Origin of the sequence: Streptomyces sp. NPDC048196 (assembly GCF_040652715.1) — a bacterium.
Taxonomy (GTDB): Bacteria; Actinomycetota; Actinomycetes; order Streptomycetales; family Streptomycetaceae; genus Streptomyces; species Streptomyces siderophoricus.
The window spans coordinates 1-15,594 of record NZ_JBEZMM010000096.1; the positions used below are offsets into that span (position 1 = coordinate 1).

Consider the following 15,594-nt stretch of genomic DNA (forward strand, 5'->3'; position numbering starts at 1 on the left):
TGGGGGGTGGGGTGACGCACCGCGGGGGCGGTTTTTGGGGACAGCTGGCGCTTTACGTCCCAAACACCGGCCCCTCCGGCCCGTCCCCTCCCGTTGGGGATGGGAAGAAGCTGGGTGGGGGTGAGCGTTGGGGCTGCAAGGGGTCTTGGGGACCCCTAGGGGGATGTCGAACAGATCCCGTAGGGGTCGCGAGAGCCCCCTGCGGGGCCACAACTCGACGCGCCGGGCCAGGTATTCCCGAGACCTCACTACGCCAGGTACGTCCTCGACAACGCGCGCCCCCACACACCCGCACACTCCCCCAACGGGAGGGGACGGGCCGGAGGGGCCTTGTTCGTGGACGTAAAGCGTCAGCAGTCCACGAACAAGGCCCCGGAGGCCCGTCACCGCACCCGACACCCACCCAGCCCGCCGCAGGCGCAACGGCGAACAACACCCGCGGCGGGAAGGACGGGTACGTGGGCGGCGCCGCAAAGCGGCAACGGCGAGCAACGAGCACGGCGCTGCAGCCGAGTACGTGGGCGGCGCCGCAAAGCGGCAACGGCGAGCAATGGGCACGGCGCTGCAGCCGAGTACGTGGGCGGCGCCGCAAAGCGCAACGGCCAGCCCCGCGGCGGGAAAGCCAGGTACGTGGGCGCCGCCGCAAAGCGGCAACGGTGAGCAACCAGCACGGCGGGACGGTCGACTACGTGGGATGGAGTGAAGCAATGCGTGGGGTCATATACGACGGGGAGCAGCCGCGGGTCGTGGGGGATCTGGTGGTGCGGGAGCCGGGGCCGGGGGAGGTGTTGGTGGGGATCCGGGCGGCGGGGTTGTGCCACAGCGATCTGTCGGTGATCGACGGCACGATTCCGTTTCCGGTGCCGGTCGTGCTGGGGCACGAGGGCGCGGGCGTGGTGGAGGCGGTGGGTGCGGGCGTCGGCCATGTGGCGCCCGGTGACCACGTGGCGCTGTCGACGCTGGCCAACTGCGGGGTGTGCGCGGAGTGCGACCGGGGGCGGCCGACGATGTGCCGCAAGGCCATCGGGATGCCCGGGAGGCCGTTTCGGCGGGGCGGTGCGGAGCTGTTCCAGTTCGCGTCGAACTCGGCGTTCGCGGAGCGTACGGTCGTCAAGGCGGTGCAGGCGGTGAAGATCGACGCGGACATTCCACTGTCGTCGGCCGCGTTGATCGGGTGCGGGGTGCTGACCGGGGTGGGCGCGGTGCTCAACCGCGCGAAGGTCGACCGGGGGGACTCGGTCGTGGTGATCGGGGCGGGCGGGATCGGGCTCAACGTGCTCCAGGGGGCGCGGCTCGCGGGTGCGTCGGTGATCGTGGCGGTGGACGCCAATCCGGCGAAGGAGACCGTGGCGCGGCAGTTCGGCGCCACCCACTTCGTCGACGCATCGGCCGCGGCGGACGCCGTCAAGGCGGTGAAGGAGATCCTGCCGACCGGTGCCGACCACGCCTTCGAGTGCGTGGGCAGTACCCGGCTGATCCGGCAGGCGATCGACCTGCTGGACCGGCACGGCCAGGCGGTGCTGCTCGGGGTGCCGCCGGCCGGTGCGGAGGCGGCGTTCCCGGTCTCGTCGATGTACCTGGACAAGTCGATCCTCGGCTGCCGCTACGGATCGTCCCGCCCGCAGCGGGACATCGCGCTGTACGCCCGGCTGTACCGCGAAGGGCGGCTGCTGCTCGACGAGTTGGTGACCCGGACGTACCCGGTGGAGGACTTCGCGAAGGCGGCGGACGACGCGCATCACGGGCGGGTGGCGCGGGCGGTGCTGACGTTCGAGTAGGGGTGACGATCGAGTAGGGGATGACGTTCGAGTAGGCGTGGCGTTCGGGTGGGAGGTGGGGCGCGGCTGGGAGGGGGCGCCGTTCCGGCTTCGGGGTGGCCTTCGGTCGGGGCCGGTGGTGGCCCGATCCTGATGAACCCTGGCCCCCCGGCCACTCGTTTCGTACGGAGGCGGGGACGAAGCTTCTGGGGTGCCCCAGACGCCCCCGACGCCCCAGACACCCGAACTCCGCCCGCCCGCGGCGGACGACCGTACACCCGCTCCCGCCGCCGAGGCCGTGCCGAGGCGGCGCCCGCACCGTGCCTGGTCGGTCGCCGCCGTCACCTTCCTCACGATCATCGGCGCGGCCGGTTTCGCGTCGCTCCCCGGCCTGCTCATCGATCCGCTGCACGCCGAGTTCCACTGGTCCCGCGGCACCATCGGCTTCGCGGTGTCGGTGAACCTCGCGCTGTACGGGCTGACCGCACCGTTCGCCGCCGCCCTGATGGACCGGTTCGGTATCCGGCGGGTGGTCGCGGTCGCCCTGACCGTCATCGCGGTCGGCGCCGGACTGACCGTCTTCATGACGGCCGCCTGGCAACTGGTGCTCCTCTGGGGCGTGTTGGTGGGGCTGGGCAGCGGCTCGATGGCGCTGGCCTTCGCGGCGACGGTCACCAACCGCTGGTTCACCGCGCGGCGCGGGCTGGTCACCGGCATCCTCACCGCGGCCGGCGCCTCCGGGCAGCTGGTCTTCCTTCCCGTACTGTCCTGGATCGTCGACCGGGACGACTGGCGGCCGGCCGCGGTGACCGTCGCGCTGGCCGCGCTCGCCGTGGTCCCGCTGGTGTGGCTGCTGCTGCGTGACCACCCGGCGGACGTCGGTCTGGCGCCCTACGGGGCGGACGCGTTCGTGCCCAAGCCGCCGCCGCAGCGGGGCGCGGCCCGGCGTGCGGTGCGGGCGCTGGTCTCGGCGGCCCGGACGGGACCGTTCTGGCTGCTGGCCGGCACCTTCGCGATCTGCGGTGCCACGACCAACGGCCTGGTCAAGACGCACTTCGTGCCCGCGGCGCACGACCACGGCATGCCGATGACGGCGGCCGCCTCACTGCTCGCGGTGATCGGCGTCTTCGATATCGCCGGAACGATCGCCTCCGGCTGGTTCACCGACCGCTTCAACACCCGCCGGCTGCTGGCCGTCTACTACGGTCTGCGCGGTCTGTCGCTGATGTTCCTGCCGCTGCTGCTCGCCGACACCGTCCATCCGCCGATGGTCTTCTTCATCGTCTTCTACGGCCTGGACTGGGTGGCGACGGTCCCGCCGACCATCGCGCTGTGCCGGGAGCACTACGGCGAGGACGGCGCCATCGTCTTCGGCTGGGTGCTGGCCGCCCATCAGGTGGGCGCCGCCCTGATCGCCTTCCTGGGCGGCCTGGCCCGCGACGCCTTCGGCACGTACAACCCGGTCTGGTACGCCTCGGGCGCGCTGTGCGCACTGGCGGCCCTGATGGCCCTGGTCATCCGCGAGCGGCGGACGGGGGCGGTCCAGGGGCAGCCGGCCGCGGTGTGAGCCGCCCCCGGTGGCGGGGCGCCCGGCCGGCCGGTGCATGATCCCCGTGGGACGAGCGACGGGGGACGGGGGAACGGACATGACAGGGGAGGCCGGGGCTGGGGCCGGGGCCGGGGCGGCCGCCGGGCAGTTCCGCGATGTCTGGAGCGGGCGGGCCGTTCTGGTGTCGATGGCGGCGCTGCTGGCAGAGGCGATGTGCGTGACGGCCGGTGTCGTGCTGTACGGCTTCACCCAGGAGGGGACGGTCGGCAATGTGTTCCTGGCCGCCTTCATGCTCCCGGTCGCGCTGGTGCTCGGCGCGCTCCCCGGCCTGGTGCTGACGGTCACCCTGGTGCTGCCCACACTGACGCTGGGGCGCCTGGCGGCCCGTTGGGGAGGGTGGCAGGGGCGGGCGACGTGGTGGTGCACGGCGGCGGCCGCCCCCTTCTCGGCAGCCGGCTCGACGCTCGCCTACGGGGCGTGCTGTGCGCTCCTCACCGGCTCCGTGGGGCCGCCGCTGGCTTACCTGGTGTGCTGGCCGGCGCTCACTGCGGCCGCCGTACCGGCCGCCCTGCTGGCCGAGGTCGCCGCCCGGGGCACCGGGGCCCGGCGCACCGTGCGGCTGACCGTCACGGTCGCGGGCAGCGGGCTCCTGACCGCTCTCGCGGTGGGTGTGCTGGGCGTCGCCGCCCTGGCAACCGGACTGTTGCCGGCGTACGAGCCCCCGAAGCCGACACGCGCCGGGCTCGTCGGGGTCTGGCGGGACGGCAGCGGCGGCACCCTGGAGCTGCGCGCCGACGGAACGGCGACGGCCCGGGGGCTGAGCAAGCCGGGCGACCACTGCGGCGGCGTCGGCAGATGGGAGCTGGACCGCTTCACGGGGGACGAGCGGTTGGAGGTGGAGGTGGGCGGCGACTGCCGGGAGCAGTGGTTCCTGGGCGGTACCCAGGAGCGCCCCACCCTCTACTACTTCCTGGGCGACCCGGACGAGTGGCACCGGCATGTCCTGACCCGGCAGGGCGGCCGGTCCTGAAGCGCGGCGGTGCCATGCGGTGGGGCGGTGTCATGCGGTGGCGGTGCGGATGCGTCGGCGGTGCTGAAGCGGCGGCGCCGGTCCGCGGTGTGCTGCTCGACCGCACCGGCCCTGCTCAGGGGCTGAAGTGACCGAAGGTGCCCCGGTGGAACAGGAGGGGGCCGGTTTCGGCGGCCGCCGGGTCCGTGCCGAGGGCCTCGACGCGGCCGACGACGATGAGGTGGTCGCCTCCGGTGTGCACGGCCTGGATGGTGCAGTCGATCCAGGCGGGGACGTCGGCCAGCCGTGGTGAGCCGGTCGCCGGCGCGGGCCCGTAGGAGACGCCGGCGAACTTGTCGCCACCACTGACCGCGAACCCCCGGCACAGCTCGCCCTGTGCCGCCCCGAGGACGTTGACGCAGAACACCCCGGCCCGCGCGATCCGCGGCCAGGTCGTCGACGTACGCGCCACCATGAACGTCACCAGCGGCGGGTCGAGCGAGAGGGACGCGAAGGACTGGCAGGCAAAACCGGCCGGGCCCGGTTCGCCCGGTGCCGTGACGACGGTGACGCCGCTGGCGAAGTGCCCCAGGACGGAACGGAAGGCGGCCGGGTCGAGGGGGGCGCGCTCGCCCTCCCGTACGGCGCGCAGGGCGGGCCGCGGGAGCGGTGCGGCAGGAGTGGCGGGCGCGGCGGCCGTGGTCGGCGCGCCGACCGAGCGGAGGTACCGCACGGCCGTGGCCGCCATCCCCGCGTGCCCCATCATCGCTTCAGTCCCATGAGCCCCATCGGCCCCCGTGCCCCTGCCAGCCCTGTTAGTCCTGTCAGTGCCGTCAGTCCCGTCATGGCGTCCGCCCTGTCATGTCTTCTGTCCGGCCGTCTTCTGCCCGGCCGTCTTTTGCGTGGCCGTTTTCTGCCTGGCCGCCATTGAATCTGATGCCCCGTCAGATGTGAAGCCATGCGGGCCGGCGGCCACCCGCACGTGTGGTTTGGCCGCGTACGCGGCGATCTTCGACGGAATGGGGGGAGATTGGGGGAGGGATTCCTGATTGTGTGCCGCCCGCGCGGGTAGCGTCCACGTCGGCCGCGTCCGTAGCCGAACACGGGGGAGAGTTCCGGTACATGGCCGAGGCAACACCGTCACCACCGTCGTCGTCAGCACCGCCGTCCGCCGCGTCACCCACCTTCGACGAGGTCTTCTGCGGCCTGCTGCCCCGCCTCTACCGCAGGGCGGTGATGCTGGCCGGTTCGAGACAGTCCGCGGAGGATGTGGTGCACGAGGCCTACCTCAAGCTCGCCGCCCGTCCGCAGCGCTTCCTCGCCCACCCGGAGCCGTACGCCTACGCCTTCACCGCGGTCCTCAACGTCGCACGCGACGCCTACCGCAAGGACCGCCGCCAGGTCCTCGTGGACGGGCTGGAGGGCGTCGAGGAGGCCGGTGCGGGCGGCGGCGCGGGAGCGGGCCCCGGCGCCGAACCGGGCGGCTGGGACGGCGGGGTGGAGCGTCGGCACGCCGAACTCGAAGCGGTGCGGCTGCTGGGGAAGTTGTCGCACCGGCAGGCCGGCATCGTCATCCTGGTCGACCTCGACGGCTACACGCTCGATCAGGCCGCCAAGATCATGAAGGTGCATCGCGGTACGGCCGCCCGCCATCGGGCCCGCGCGCTGGACAGGCTGCGCGCGTACCTCGTTGAATCGGAGCACGGGCAGGCCGGGAGGTGAGCGGCACGGTGGGCGTGGGGCGACGCCGCGACGGCGAGGTCGGCGAGGCCGGCGGTACCGGTGGTGCGGGCGGTGGCGGCGGGCCGTTCGGCGGCGGGGGCCGGGGCGACGACTCCGGGGGCTCCGGCGGCTCCGGTGGCGACGTCGAGGCGCTGTTGCGCGCCCGGCTGCGGCGCGCGGACGAGCAGATCGAGACACCGCCCGGCCTGTGGGAGCGCGTCCGCCGGCCGGTCAACGAGCAGGCGCCGAAAGCGGGTTCACCGCGCAGGTGGCCGTACGCCTCCGCGCCGGCCCCGAGGCGGCCGTACGCGATCGCCTGCGCGGTGGCGGCGGCGGTCGCCGCGGTGGCGCTGGGGGTGTGGTGGCTGGTGCGGCCCGGGCCCGTCACGCTGCAGCCGGCGGGACCGCCCCCGACGGTGCGGATCACGGTCTACAACAGCGAGCGCGCCTGCCGTACGGGCCGCTCCCTGGAGTGCGCGCTGCGGCTCGCCAAGGACCCGTACGCCGCGTACGCCGCGCGCGACAACTCCGCGGGCCGGGTCTGGCACGGCGACGGGCTGGCCGCGCGCTGTGTCGTCACCGACGGGCGGATGGTCCGCGACGAGGCGGGCATCACCTCCACCCGCTGGTACCTGGTGACGAACGGGCAGGGGGCACGCGGTTGGCTGCCGGGGGTGCGGACGCGGAACACCCATGAGGTGCCGGTGTGCCCGGAGGACGTGAAGTAGCGGACCGGCATAACGGGCGGACGCAACGGGCGGCGCGCCGGCCGGCGGGGCCTGGTCAGCGGCCCCGGTACGTCGGGCTGCGGCGCTCCACGAAGGCGGCGACGCCTTCCTGGGCGTCCGCCGTCGACATGGTGATCTCCTGGGCGGCGGCCTCGGCGGCGAAGGCCGCGGCCCGGTCGGTCTCGAACGACGCGTTCACCAGCTGCTTGGTCAGCGCCAGGGCGCGGGTCGGGCCGGCCGCCAGCCGCTCGGCCCACTCCCGTGCGGTCTTCGCGAGTTCGCCGTCGGGGACGACCCGGTTGACCAGCCCCAGCCGCTCGGCCTCCGCGGCCGGCACCGGGTCACCGAAGAACATCAGCTCCTTCGCCCGCTGCGGGCCGATCAGCCGGGGCAGGAGGTAGGCGCCGCCACCGTCCGGTACGAGGCCGCGGCGGGCGAACACCTCGATGAAGCGGGCCGATTCGGCGGCCAGTACGAGATCGCAGGCGAACGCGAGATGGGCGCCGAGTCCGGCCGCGGTGCCGTTGACCGCGGCGATGACCGGCTTCTCGCAGTCCAGGACCGCGGCGATGAACCGCTGGGCGCCGCGCCGGATCATCCGCGCCACATCGCCGGACGTCCGTTCCGCTCCGGCCCGTTCCGCTCCGGTTCGTTCACCGGAGCCCGTGCCGCCGCGCAGGTCGGCGCCGGCGCAGAAGCCCTTGCCGGTCGCGGTGATCACCACGGCCCGTACGTCCGGGTCGGCCGATGCGTCCGCGAGCAGGCCGATGAGGCGTTCGCGCTGGTCCCAGGTGACGGCGTTCAGCGCGTCCGGGCGGTTGAGGGTGATCCACGAGACGCCGTTGTCAGTGGCGTGCAGTACCAATGAATCAAGCGCCTCGACGGGTGGGGCGGAGGCGGCGGAATCGGCGGATTCGGCGGAACGGCCGGGCGAGGACGACGGGGAGAGCGGGGAAGGCTCGGAGGTTGTCATGGGGGAGCGGCTCCTGAGGGTGCGGTCGCGGGTGTGGCTGCGCCTGGGACCACGGTGGTGGTCGCGGTGGTGGGTCCGGCTGCTGAGGGGGCGGTCGGGGTCAGTGGCAGACGGCGAGCGCGTCGAGGGCCACCGCGCCCTGCCCGCGCTCCAGGACCACCAGCGGGTTGATGTCCAGTTCGGCGAGTGCGCCGTCCAGTTCCAGGGCCATCCGCTGGACCCGGAGGACGACCTCGATCAGCGCGTCGACGTCCGCGGGCGGCCCGCCGCGTACGCCCTCCAGGAGGGCGCGGCCGCGCAGTTCGGCGAGCATCGCGCGCGCCTGGTCCTCGCCGAAGGGCGGTACCCCCACCGCGACGTCCCGCAGGACCTCGACGAGCACCCCGCCCAGCCCCACGGTCACGGTCGGCCCGAAGAGGCGGTCGGGGGTGACCCCGACGACCATCTCGACGCCCCGCTCGATCATCTGGCAGACGAGCACGCCGTCCAGCGGGACGTCCTCGTAGCGGGCGATGTCGGTGAGCTCGCGGTAGGCGTCCCTGACCTGGCTGGCCGAGGTCAGCCCGACCTTGACCAGTCCGAGCTCGGTCTTGTGCGCCAGCTGGGCCCCGGACGCCTTCATGACCACGGGGTAGCCGACCAGGCTCGCCGCCCGTACGGCTGCCGCCGCGCTGGTCACCAGCTGTTCGCGGGGTACCCGGATGCCGTAGGCGCGCAGCAGTTGCTTCGCCGCGTGCTCGCTGAGCTGCTGGCCCGGGCGCAGCAGTGCCTGCACTTTGCGGGCGGACGGGGACGGCACGCGCGGGGCGTCGTCGAAGGGCGAGCGGTAGCCGGCCGTGAAGCGGTGGTGGTCGAGATAGGCGCGTACGGCGGTGATGCAGTTGCCGAAGGTGCGGAAGGTCGCCACGCGCGCGGAGCCGAGCAGCGTGCTGCGGTAGGCGTCCTCCGTGCCGACCGGCGAGCCCCACACCACGCACACCAGCTTGTCGGTCTGCTCCGCCGCGTCCACCAGGTCCTGGGCGAGTTTGTCGCTCATCGGCGGGAAGGGGCCGGTGATCGGGCAGATCAGCACGCCGACGGCGGGGTCGGCCAGGATCGCGTCGATGATCTTGCGGCCGCGCCAGTCGCCGACGGGGTGCCCGCCGTTGTCGATCGGGTTGGCGACGGAGAGGTACTCCGGTATCCACTGGTGCAGTTCGGCCTGCTTGGCGGTGTCCAGGGTGGGCAGCCGCAGCCCGGCGGCGGTCGCCAGATCGGCGAAGTGGGCGCCGGTGCCTCCGGAGATCGAATAGACCGCGATGCCCTCGGCGGTGGGCTTCCGGGCGCGGGCCAGCAGTGCCGCGGTGTCCTGCAGCTCGTCGAGCCCGTCCACCCGGATCACCCCGAACTGGCGCATCGCGGCGTCCACGACCTCGTCCGCGCCGGTGAGCTTGCCGGTGTGCGAGGCGGCCGTACGGGCGCCGGTCTCGGTGCGCCCCACCTTGACGGCGACCACGGGGACCCGGTGGCGGGCCGCGCGGTCGGCCGCGAGCAGAAAGCTGCGGCCGTCCTTGAGCCCTTCCACATATGCCGCGATGGCCCCGACCTCGGGGCGGGTGGCGAAGTAGGAGAGGAAGTCGGCGGTCTCCAGATCGGCCTCGTTGCCGGTGGGGGCCCAGTGGGAAAGGCGGATGCCCAGTTCCTGGAGGGTGAAGACGGGACGGCCCTGGTGGCCCGACTGTGTGATCAGGGCGATGGCCGGGCCGTCGAGATCGTCCCGGAACTTCTCGAAGGCGTTGAGGTTGGTGTTGGGGCCGAGCAGCCGCAGCCCGGAGCGTGCCACGGCCTCGGCCAGCCGGGCCTGGGCGGCCGCGCCCTCCTCCCCCGTCTCGGCGAATCCGGAGGCGAACGCCACCGCGAACTTCACCTTCACCGCGGCTAGTTGCTCGATGACCGGAAGGGGGTCGCTGACGAGCAGTACGGCGAGGTCGACGGTCTCGGGGAGGTCGGCGACGGTGGCGTGGCAGGGCAGCCCGAAGATGCGGGTGCGTCCGGGGTTCACGGGGTGCAGCCGGGCGCCGACGCGCTCGGCCCAGGCGATGAGCTGGCGGGTGATGCCGGTGTTGGGGCGGCCCTCGCTGTCCGAGGCGCCGATCACGGCCACCGACTCCGGCCGGAAGAACCGGTCGAGGTCGGGCACCGGGGCGTACAGCGGGCGGCCGCTGACGTCCCGCTCGACCGCCTCGCCGGAGCCCCGGCCGCCGTGGCTGCCCCGGCCGTTCGGTCCGCCGCTGCCGGGGTGCGGTTCGCTCGTTCCGTGGACGGTGTGTGGTGGTTGCTCCCCACAGGCCACGACGCGGGCCGGCCGGGAGTGAGTGGTGAGGGTGCCGTGAGTCGATCCAAGCATCGCAGTCGCCCGCTCCTGTGTGACGGCTCTCATGGGCATGGCATCGCTAGCTGACGCATAGTCAGATTACTGAACTGACGTCGCGTCAGGAATGGGGCGGATGTGAGAAGTGGGTGAGCGCTGTTCCGTCCGTGGCGGGGTAAGGCGATGGGGGGCGAGGAGGGCGGGGCGGGTGGCCCTGCGGTGGGCCGCGCCCTCTTGCGCCGCCCATCGCGCTGAGCTGAACTGACGTACCGTCAGGAAAGGGTGAGTGGATGAATGGATGGCGTGGGTGCGGGTCGGGAGAAGGCCCGCCGTGTGGGGCTGGGGGAGCTGGTGGGTCTGGTCGAGCTGGTGGGGTGGTGGTCCGGTGAATGACGGAAGAGCGGCGGGGCGAGAGGCGGCAGCGGGCAGGGAGGCAGGCAGGGAGGCGGGCAGGGAAGCAGGTGGGGAGGCAGGCAGGGAGGCGGTAGAAGGCGGGAAGGGGGCGGTGCGCGGCGCGGCAAGGAGTGTCGCCCGGGCGGATCTGCCGGAGGTGGATGCCTTCACCCGGCCGTACTGGGCGGCGGCGGCCGAGGGGCGGTTGCTGCTGCGGCGTTGCCGGGCCGAGGGGTGTGGGCGGGCGCACCACTACCCGCGCGAGTTCTGCCCGTACTGCTGGAGCGAGGACGTCGACTGGGAGCCGGCCGCCGGTCGCGGCACGCTCTACACCTGGTCCGTCGTGCACCGCAACGACCTCCCGCCGTTCGGGGACCGGGTGCCGTATGTCGCGGCGGTGGTCGATCTCGCCGAGGGGCCCCGGATGATGACCGAGATCGTCGGCTGCCCGGAGGCGGAGTTGCGGATCGGGATGCCGGTGTTCGTGGACTTCCGGCGCGCGGCAGCCGCATCGACGTCCCGGACGGCCGATGGGGACGCGGACGGCCCGGAGTTCGCCGTGCCCGTGTTCCGGCCCGCGGGGAATTCGGTGGCGGGGTGAGACGGCCGGTTGCGATCCTGGCGGGATGCTGATCCGTGAGGCGACCGCGGCCGACTGGCCCGCCATCTGGCCGTTCTTCCGCACCATCGTCGCCGCCGGCGAGACGTACACCTATCCGCGCGACCTCGACGAGGAGACCGGGCGCGAGATGTGGCTGCCGAAGCCGCCCGGCCGTACGGTCGTCGCCGTGGACGACGCCGGGACGGTGCTCGGCAGCGCGAAGATGAACCCCAACCACATGGGCGGCGGCTCGCACATCGCCAGTGCCAGCTTCATGGTCGATCCGGGGTGCGCCGGCCGCGGCGTCGGGCGGGCCCTGGGCGAACACGTCCTGGCCTGGGCCCGCGCCGAGGGCTACCGCGCCATGCAGTTCAACGCCGTGGTGGAGACCAACACCCGTGCCGTCGCCCTCTGGCAGTCCCTGGGCTTCACGATCATGACGACGCTGCCGGAGGGCTTCCACCACCCGACCAAGGGGTACGTGGGGCTCCACATCATGTACCAGCAGCTCTAGCCGGCCCACCGCACGTCATGTCACGCCCTGCCGCCGGGCCGCGTCACGCCATGCCGCCGGCCCGTGTCACGTCACATCACGCCATGCCGCCGGGCCGTGCCCCGTTGCGCCACGCCACGTACGCCGCCGGGCCGGCACGACTACGGCCAGAGCAGCTCCCGCTGCCAGCCTCCGGTTCCCCCTCGCCCGCTGCGCCGGTAGTTGAGGCGTACGTGGCGGCGCCGGGCGTCTCCCTGGAAGAACTCGACCTCGTCGGGCTCCAGGACGTACAGCGTCCAGCTGGCCACCGGAGCCTCCGGTTCGCGCCGGGCGCGCTCCCACGCGGCCTCGGAGGCACGCGCCAGTTCCTCGACCGAACCCAGTACCTCGCTCTGCCGGCCGACCAGCGCCGCGGCCAGCGCCCCCGTTGAACGGCGGTGCAGATCGGCCGCGCTCTCCTCCGGTCCCGCTTCGGTCACCGCCCCGCCGACCCGTACCTGGCGGCCCACCGCCGGCCAGTAGAAATCGAGTGCCGCCCGGGGCCGCGCGGCCAGGTCGCGGCCCTTGCGGCTGCCGCGGTGCGAGCCGAAGTGCCAGCCCCGCTCGTCGGCGTCGTGCAGCATCACGGTCCGTACGGAGGGGTTGCCGGCCGCGTCCGCCGTGGCCAGCGCCATGGTGTGCGGCTCCGGCTGGCCGGCCTCGGCGGCCTCCCGCAGCCACTGCCGGAACAGCGGCAGCGGTTCGGCCGGCACCGCCTCCGGATCGAACGACGGCAGCTCGACGTCCCAGACCCGCAGTCCGCGCAGCAGCTGCCGGAACGCCTGGCCCGCCGGGTCCGCGGAGCGGGCGGTGTCCCCGCCCCCGTCGGCGCCGGAGGTGGCGGTGTCATGGTGCGGGGAACCGGCCGGGTGATCGCTCATGCGGGCAGCGTACTCAGGCGACGTACGGGGCCGCCGCTGCGGTTGCCGCCGCCGGAGGACCGTAGTCCTTGAGCGTGATCGCCCGGGCGCCCCGCTGGACGTCCTCCGCGATCTTCTTCGTCACGGCGTCCTTCCAGGGCATGTGCGCCAGCATCCGCAGCATCAGGTGCCGGAGCCGGATCCCCCACCGGCTGCCCACGGTCATCTCCCGCGCGAACTTGCGCGCAAGCTCATGATTGACCGCGACATAGCCGCGCATCTCCTCCTCGTAACGGGCGAACGCCACCTCCGGTGCGCCGCCCGCCGCCGCGAGCTCACCGGCCAGTACGTACGCACCGACCAGCGCCATCCCCGTGCCCTGCCCCGATGCCGGTGAGGGGCAGTGCGCGGCGTCGCCGAGGAGTACCACCCGTCCACGGGACCAGCGGTCCATCTCGATCAGGTGCAGCCCGTCGAAGTAGAGGTCCGGGGCCGAGCGGGCCGCTGCCAGCATCCGCGAGGTGCGCCAGCCGACCCCGGCGAACGCGGCGTCCAGCAGGGCCAGTTGCTGCGCCCGGTCCCGGTGGTCGTAGCTCAGCCGGGGCGAGCGGAAGACGAGCAGGCCCTTGGCCGCCGGGTCTCCGGCCGAGCTGTACGCGCAGACCAGGCGGCCCGGCTCCGCGTAGTACAACTCCTCGCGGTCCAGGCCGAGTTCGTTCGGCATGGAGAACGCCGAGATGTACGCACCGAGGTGCCGCAGGAACTGCTCCTCCGGGCCGAAGGCCAGCCGGCGGACGGTCGAGTGCAGCCCGTCGGCACCGACGACGAGATCGAAGCGGCGGGGTGCGCCCCGCTCGAAGGTCACCTCGACGCCGTTGTCGTCGGCGGTCGGGGTGAGGGAGGCGATCGAGTCGCCGAAGACGTACTCGACGTCCGCGCGGGTGCGTTCGTACAGGATGCGGGCCAGGTCACCGCGCATGATCTCGTCGTCCCGGCCGGTCCGGGCGCCGAAGATCGCGGCGGGGAGGGTGGCGACGCGCGTGCCGTCGTCCTTCACGTAGGCGCCGTTCTGCATGTCCGTACTGGCGCGCTGGATGTCCTCCAGGATCCCCATCCGGTCGGCGACCTCGACCGACGCACCGCGGATGTCGACCTTGTAGCCGCCGGTCCGCAGTGCGGGCGCGCGCTCGACGACGGTCACGGAGAAGCCGTAGCGGTGCAGCCAGAGGGCGAGCGCCGGGCCGGCGATGCTCGCGCCGGAGATCAGGACGGTCCTGGGCATGACGGGATTCCCTTCAGGAGCGGTGCGCTGGTGGGTGGTTGGGCCGGTGAGGACCCGACGGCTCGACTATACGGGCGTCTTAAACGCTTGTCTATGACGAATGTATAGATCGGGCTTTCGCCTGGGCTCCCGGCTGGACTCCGGCCTGGGCTCCCGGTTGGACTCCGGTCCGGCGTCCGGTCCGGCGTGCAATCCGGCGTCCGATCCGGCTTCCGTCGCCCGGGAAAATGCTTCGACCGGCGCGGCCGGGGTCGTTACGCTCCCGGCATGCACTTCCACCAGATCTACGGCTGACGCGGCGTCGGACGGTCCACCCGTCCCACGGCTTCTCCCTGCCCTCTCGCGGCCCTCTTGCCGTAGCTCTGTGAAGAAGGAAGTCCCGAATGCCGCGCACTGCCCATATCGCCATGGTCGGCACGCCCATGGTCAGTCATGTCCTGCCCAGCCTGGAGATCATCCGTGAGCTGGTGTCCCGCGGTCATCGCGTCACGTACGCCAACACCGACCACGCCGCCGAGCTGATCGCCCCCACGGGTGCCACGCTCGTCCGCTACACCTCCACCCTGCCGGTCGCCGACAACGCCTGGCCCGCGGATCCGGTCGCCGCGGCCTCGCTGTTCCTCGACGACGCGATCGCCGTACTGCCGCAGCTGCGCGCCGTCTACGACGACGACCCCGCCGACCTCTACCTCTACGACGTCGGGGCGTACGCCGGCCGTGCACTGGCCGAGGCGCAGGGCCGGGACGTCGTCCAGCTGTCACCGACCTTCGTGGGCTGGGAGGGTGCCCAGGAGGAGATCGGGGCGGCGTTCGACGGGCTGCCGGGGGCCGAGGCGTACCAGGCCCGGTTCGCCGCCTGGCTGGCGCGGTGCGGGGCGGTCACCACGGACTTCGCCGAGTTCTCCGGCCGGCCGCGCCGGGCGCTGGCGACGATCCCGCGAGCGATGCAGCCGCACGCGGACCGGGTGGACGACGCCGCGGTGACCTTCGTCGGGCCGTGCCTGGGCTCCCGTGCGGAGCAGGGCGGCTGGGTCCGGCCGGCCGGCGCGGAGAAGGTGCTGCTGGTGTCGCTGGGCTCGGCGTTCACCCGGCAGCCGGAGTTCTACCGCCGCTGTGTGGCGGCCTTCGGGAACCTGCCGGGGTGGCACGTGGTGCTGCAGATCGGCACGTACGTCGATCCGGCCGAGCTGGGCCCGGATGTCCCGGCGAACGTCGAAGTGCGGTCCTGGGTGCCGCAGTTGGCCATCCTGGAGCAGGCGGACGCGTTCGTGACGCACGCCGGGATGGGCGGCAGCAGCGAGGGGCTGTACGCCGGTGTGCCGATGATCGTGGTGCCGCAGGGCGCCGAGCAGTTCATGAACGCCGACCGGCTGGTCGAACTGGGCGTGGCCCGCCGGATCGACACCGCGGACGCCACCCCGGAGGCGTTGCGTACGGCCCTGTGGGAGCTGACCACCGATCCGCGGGTGGCGGCCCGCTCGGCCGCGCTGCGGGCGGAGTCCCGTGCGGAGGGCGGCGCCCGCCGGGCCGCCGACCTGATCGAGGAGCGGCTGGCGGTCTGACGCGGCGGGGCGGGGCGGGGGCGGCCCGGGCGGCCGCCCCCGCTCCGGCGCCACCGCCCCCTCGGCCGTTGCCCCCGCTCCGGCATCACCGCCCCCCTCGGCCGTTCCCTCCGCTCCGGCGCCACCGTTCCCGTCCGCCGCTACCCTCGCTCCGGCACCACCGTCGCCCTCCGCCGCCGTTCCCGCGCTAGGGGGTGTCTTCAAATGATCTCGGGTGGTGGACCATGGTCGGGTGATACGTCGCCATGAACTATCCGATGCTGAGTGGGAGTTCGT

13 protein-coding genes are annotated in these 15,594 nt (G+C 73.2%); 8 read left to right on the plus strand and 5 right to left on the minus strand.

Annotation, left to right across the window (positions count from 1 at the left end; genetic code table 11):
- The first annotated feature begins 707 nt into the window (after positions 1-707).
- The 3 genes from AB0E02_RS38680 to AB0E02_RS38690 all read left to right on the plus strand — a co-directional run bounded on the left by AB0E02_RS38680 (position 708) and on the right by AB0E02_RS38690 (position 4,336).
- Positions 708-1,778, plus strand: coding sequence for a Zn-dependent alcohol dehydrogenase (locus tag AB0E02_RS38680; protein ID WP_362149295.1), 1,071 nt, complete (start codon positions 708-710; stop codon positions 1,776-1,778).
- A 277-nt stretch (positions 1,779-2,055) separates the two neighbouring features.
- Positions 2,056-3,324 carry an MFS transporter gene (locus AB0E02_RS38685; RefSeq protein ID WP_362149331.1) on the plus strand — a complete coding sequence of 423 codons (1,269 nt, stop codon included), beginning with the start codon at positions 2,056-2,058 and terminating at the stop codon, positions 3,322-3,324.
- 79 nt (positions 3,325-3,403) lie between these two features.
- Positions 3,404-4,336, plus strand: coding sequence for a hypothetical protein (locus AB0E02_RS38690; RefSeq protein ID WP_362149298.1), 933 nt, complete (start codon positions 3,404-3,406; stop codon positions 4,334-4,336).
- 115 nt (positions 4,337-4,451) lie between these two features.
- Here the strand turns inward: AB0E02_RS38690 and AB0E02_RS38695 are convergent, their stop codons facing one another.
- A complete protein-coding gene (locus AB0E02_RS38695) occupies positions 4,452-5,063 on the minus strand; it encodes a flavin reductase family protein (RefSeq protein WP_362149301.1) in 612 nt (203 codons plus the stop codon).
- Positions 5,064-5,437: 374 nt separating this feature from the next.
- Here AB0E02_RS38695 and AB0E02_RS38700 point away from each other — a divergent pair, with 374 nt between their 5' ends.
- Both AB0E02_RS38700 and AB0E02_RS38705 read left to right on the plus strand, forming a co-directional pair.
- Positions 5,438-6,037, plus strand: a complete 600-nt coding sequence (locus tag AB0E02_RS38700; protein ID WP_362149304.1) for an RNA polymerase sigma factor — start codon at positions 5,438-5,440, stop codon at positions 6,035-6,037.
- Positions 6,034-6,765, plus strand: a complete 732-nt coding sequence (locus tag AB0E02_RS38705; RefSeq protein WP_362149307.1) for a hypothetical protein — start codon at positions 6,034-6,036, stop codon at positions 6,763-6,765. The genes AB0E02_RS38700 and AB0E02_RS38705 overlap by 4 nt, the downstream gene beginning before the upstream one ends.
- Before the next feature lie 55 nt (positions 6,766-6,820).
- Here AB0E02_RS38705 and AB0E02_RS38710 read toward each other — a convergent pair whose 3' ends face one another.
- On the minus strand, positions 6,821-7,738 hold the full coding sequence (locus AB0E02_RS38710) for an enoyl-CoA hydratase-related protein (RefSeq protein ID WP_362149310.1): 918 nt from the start codon (positions 7,736-7,738) through the stop codon (positions 6,821-6,823).
- Positions 7,739-7,838: 100 nt separating this feature from the next.
- Positions 7,839-10,124: an acetate--CoA ligase family protein gene (locus AB0E02_RS38715; protein ID WP_362149313.1), complete on the minus strand. Its 2,286-nt coding sequence runs from the start codon at positions 10,122-10,124 to the stop codon at positions 7,839-7,841.
- A gap of 469 nt (positions 10,125-10,593) precedes the next feature.
- On the opposite strand from AB0E02_RS38715, the gene AB0E02_RS38720 reads away from it, so the two are divergent.
- The gene (locus tag AB0E02_RS38720) at positions 10,594-11,082 is read left to right on the plus strand and encodes a Zn-ribbon domain-containing OB-fold protein (RefSeq protein WP_362149316.1); all 489 of its coding nucleotides are present in this window, start codon (positions 10,594-10,596) and stop codon (positions 11,080-11,082) included.
- Positions 11,083-11,107: 25 nt separating this feature from the next.
- Positions 11,108-11,596 carry a GNAT family N-acetyltransferase gene (locus AB0E02_RS38725; RefSeq protein WP_362149318.1) on the plus strand — a complete coding sequence of 163 codons (489 nt, stop codon included), beginning with the start codon at positions 11,108-11,110 and terminating at the stop codon, positions 11,594-11,596.
- 140 nt (positions 11,597-11,736) lie between these two features.
- On the opposite strand, the gene AB0E02_RS38730 is transcribed toward AB0E02_RS38725, so the two are convergent.
- Positions 11,737-12,495 (minus strand): pyridoxal 5'-phosphate synthase, encoded by a 759-nt coding sequence (locus AB0E02_RS38730; RefSeq protein WP_362149322.1) that lies wholly within the window; start codon positions 12,493-12,495, stop codon positions 11,737-11,739.
- 13 nt (positions 12,496-12,508) lie between these two features.
- On the minus strand, positions 12,509-13,756 hold the full coding sequence (locus AB0E02_RS38735) for an FAD-dependent monooxygenase (protein ID WP_362149325.1): 1,248 nt from the start codon (positions 13,754-13,756) through the stop codon (positions 12,509-12,511).
- Between the two features lie 383 nt (positions 13,757-14,139).
- On the opposite strand from AB0E02_RS38735, the gene AB0E02_RS38740 reads away from it, so the two are divergent.
- Positions 14,140-15,318 (plus strand): macrolide family glycosyltransferase, encoded by a 1,179-nt coding sequence (locus AB0E02_RS38740; RefSeq protein ID WP_362149328.1) that lies wholly within the window; start codon positions 14,140-14,142, stop codon positions 15,316-15,318.
- The last annotated feature ends 276 nt before the right edge of the window (positions 15,319-15,594 follow it).

Coding starts and splice junctions, on each gene's coding strand:
- AB0E02_RS38680 (WP_362149295.1), top strand. CDS start 708: ATGCGTGGGGTCATATACGACGGGGAGCAGCCGCGGGTCGTGGGGGAT.
- AB0E02_RS38690 (WP_362149298.1), top strand. CDS start 3,404: ATGACAGGGGAGGCCGGGGCTGGGGCCGGGGCCGGGGCGGCCGCCGGG.
- AB0E02_RS38695 (WP_362149301.1), bottom strand. CDS start 5,063: ATGGCGGCCACGGCCGTGCGGTACCTCCGCTCGGTCGGCGCGCCGACC.
- AB0E02_RS38700 (WP_362149304.1), top strand. CDS start 5,438: ATGGCCGAGGCAACACCGTCACCACCGTCGTCGTCAGCACCGCCGTCC.
- AB0E02_RS38710 (WP_362149310.1), bottom strand. CDS start 7,738: ATGACAACCTCCGAGCCTTCCCCGCTCTCCCCGTCGTCCTCGCCCGGC.
- AB0E02_RS38715 (WP_362149313.1), bottom strand. CDS start 10,124: ATGCTTGGATCGACTCACGGCACCCTCACCACTCACTCCCGGCCGGCC.
- AB0E02_RS38725 (WP_362149318.1), top strand. CDS start 11,108: ATGCTGATCCGTGAGGCGACCGCGGCCGACTGGCCCGCCATCTGGCCG.
- AB0E02_RS38730 (WP_362149322.1), bottom strand. CDS start 12,495: ATGAGCGATCACCCGGCCGGTTCCCCGCACCATGACACCGCCACCTCC.
- AB0E02_RS38735 (WP_362149325.1), bottom strand. CDS start 13,756: ATGCCCAGGACCGTCCTGATCTCCGGCGCGAGCATCGCCGGCCCGGCG.
- AB0E02_RS38740 (WP_362149328.1), top strand. CDS start 14,140: ATGCCGCGCACTGCCCATATCGCCATGGTCGGCACGCCCATGGTCAGT.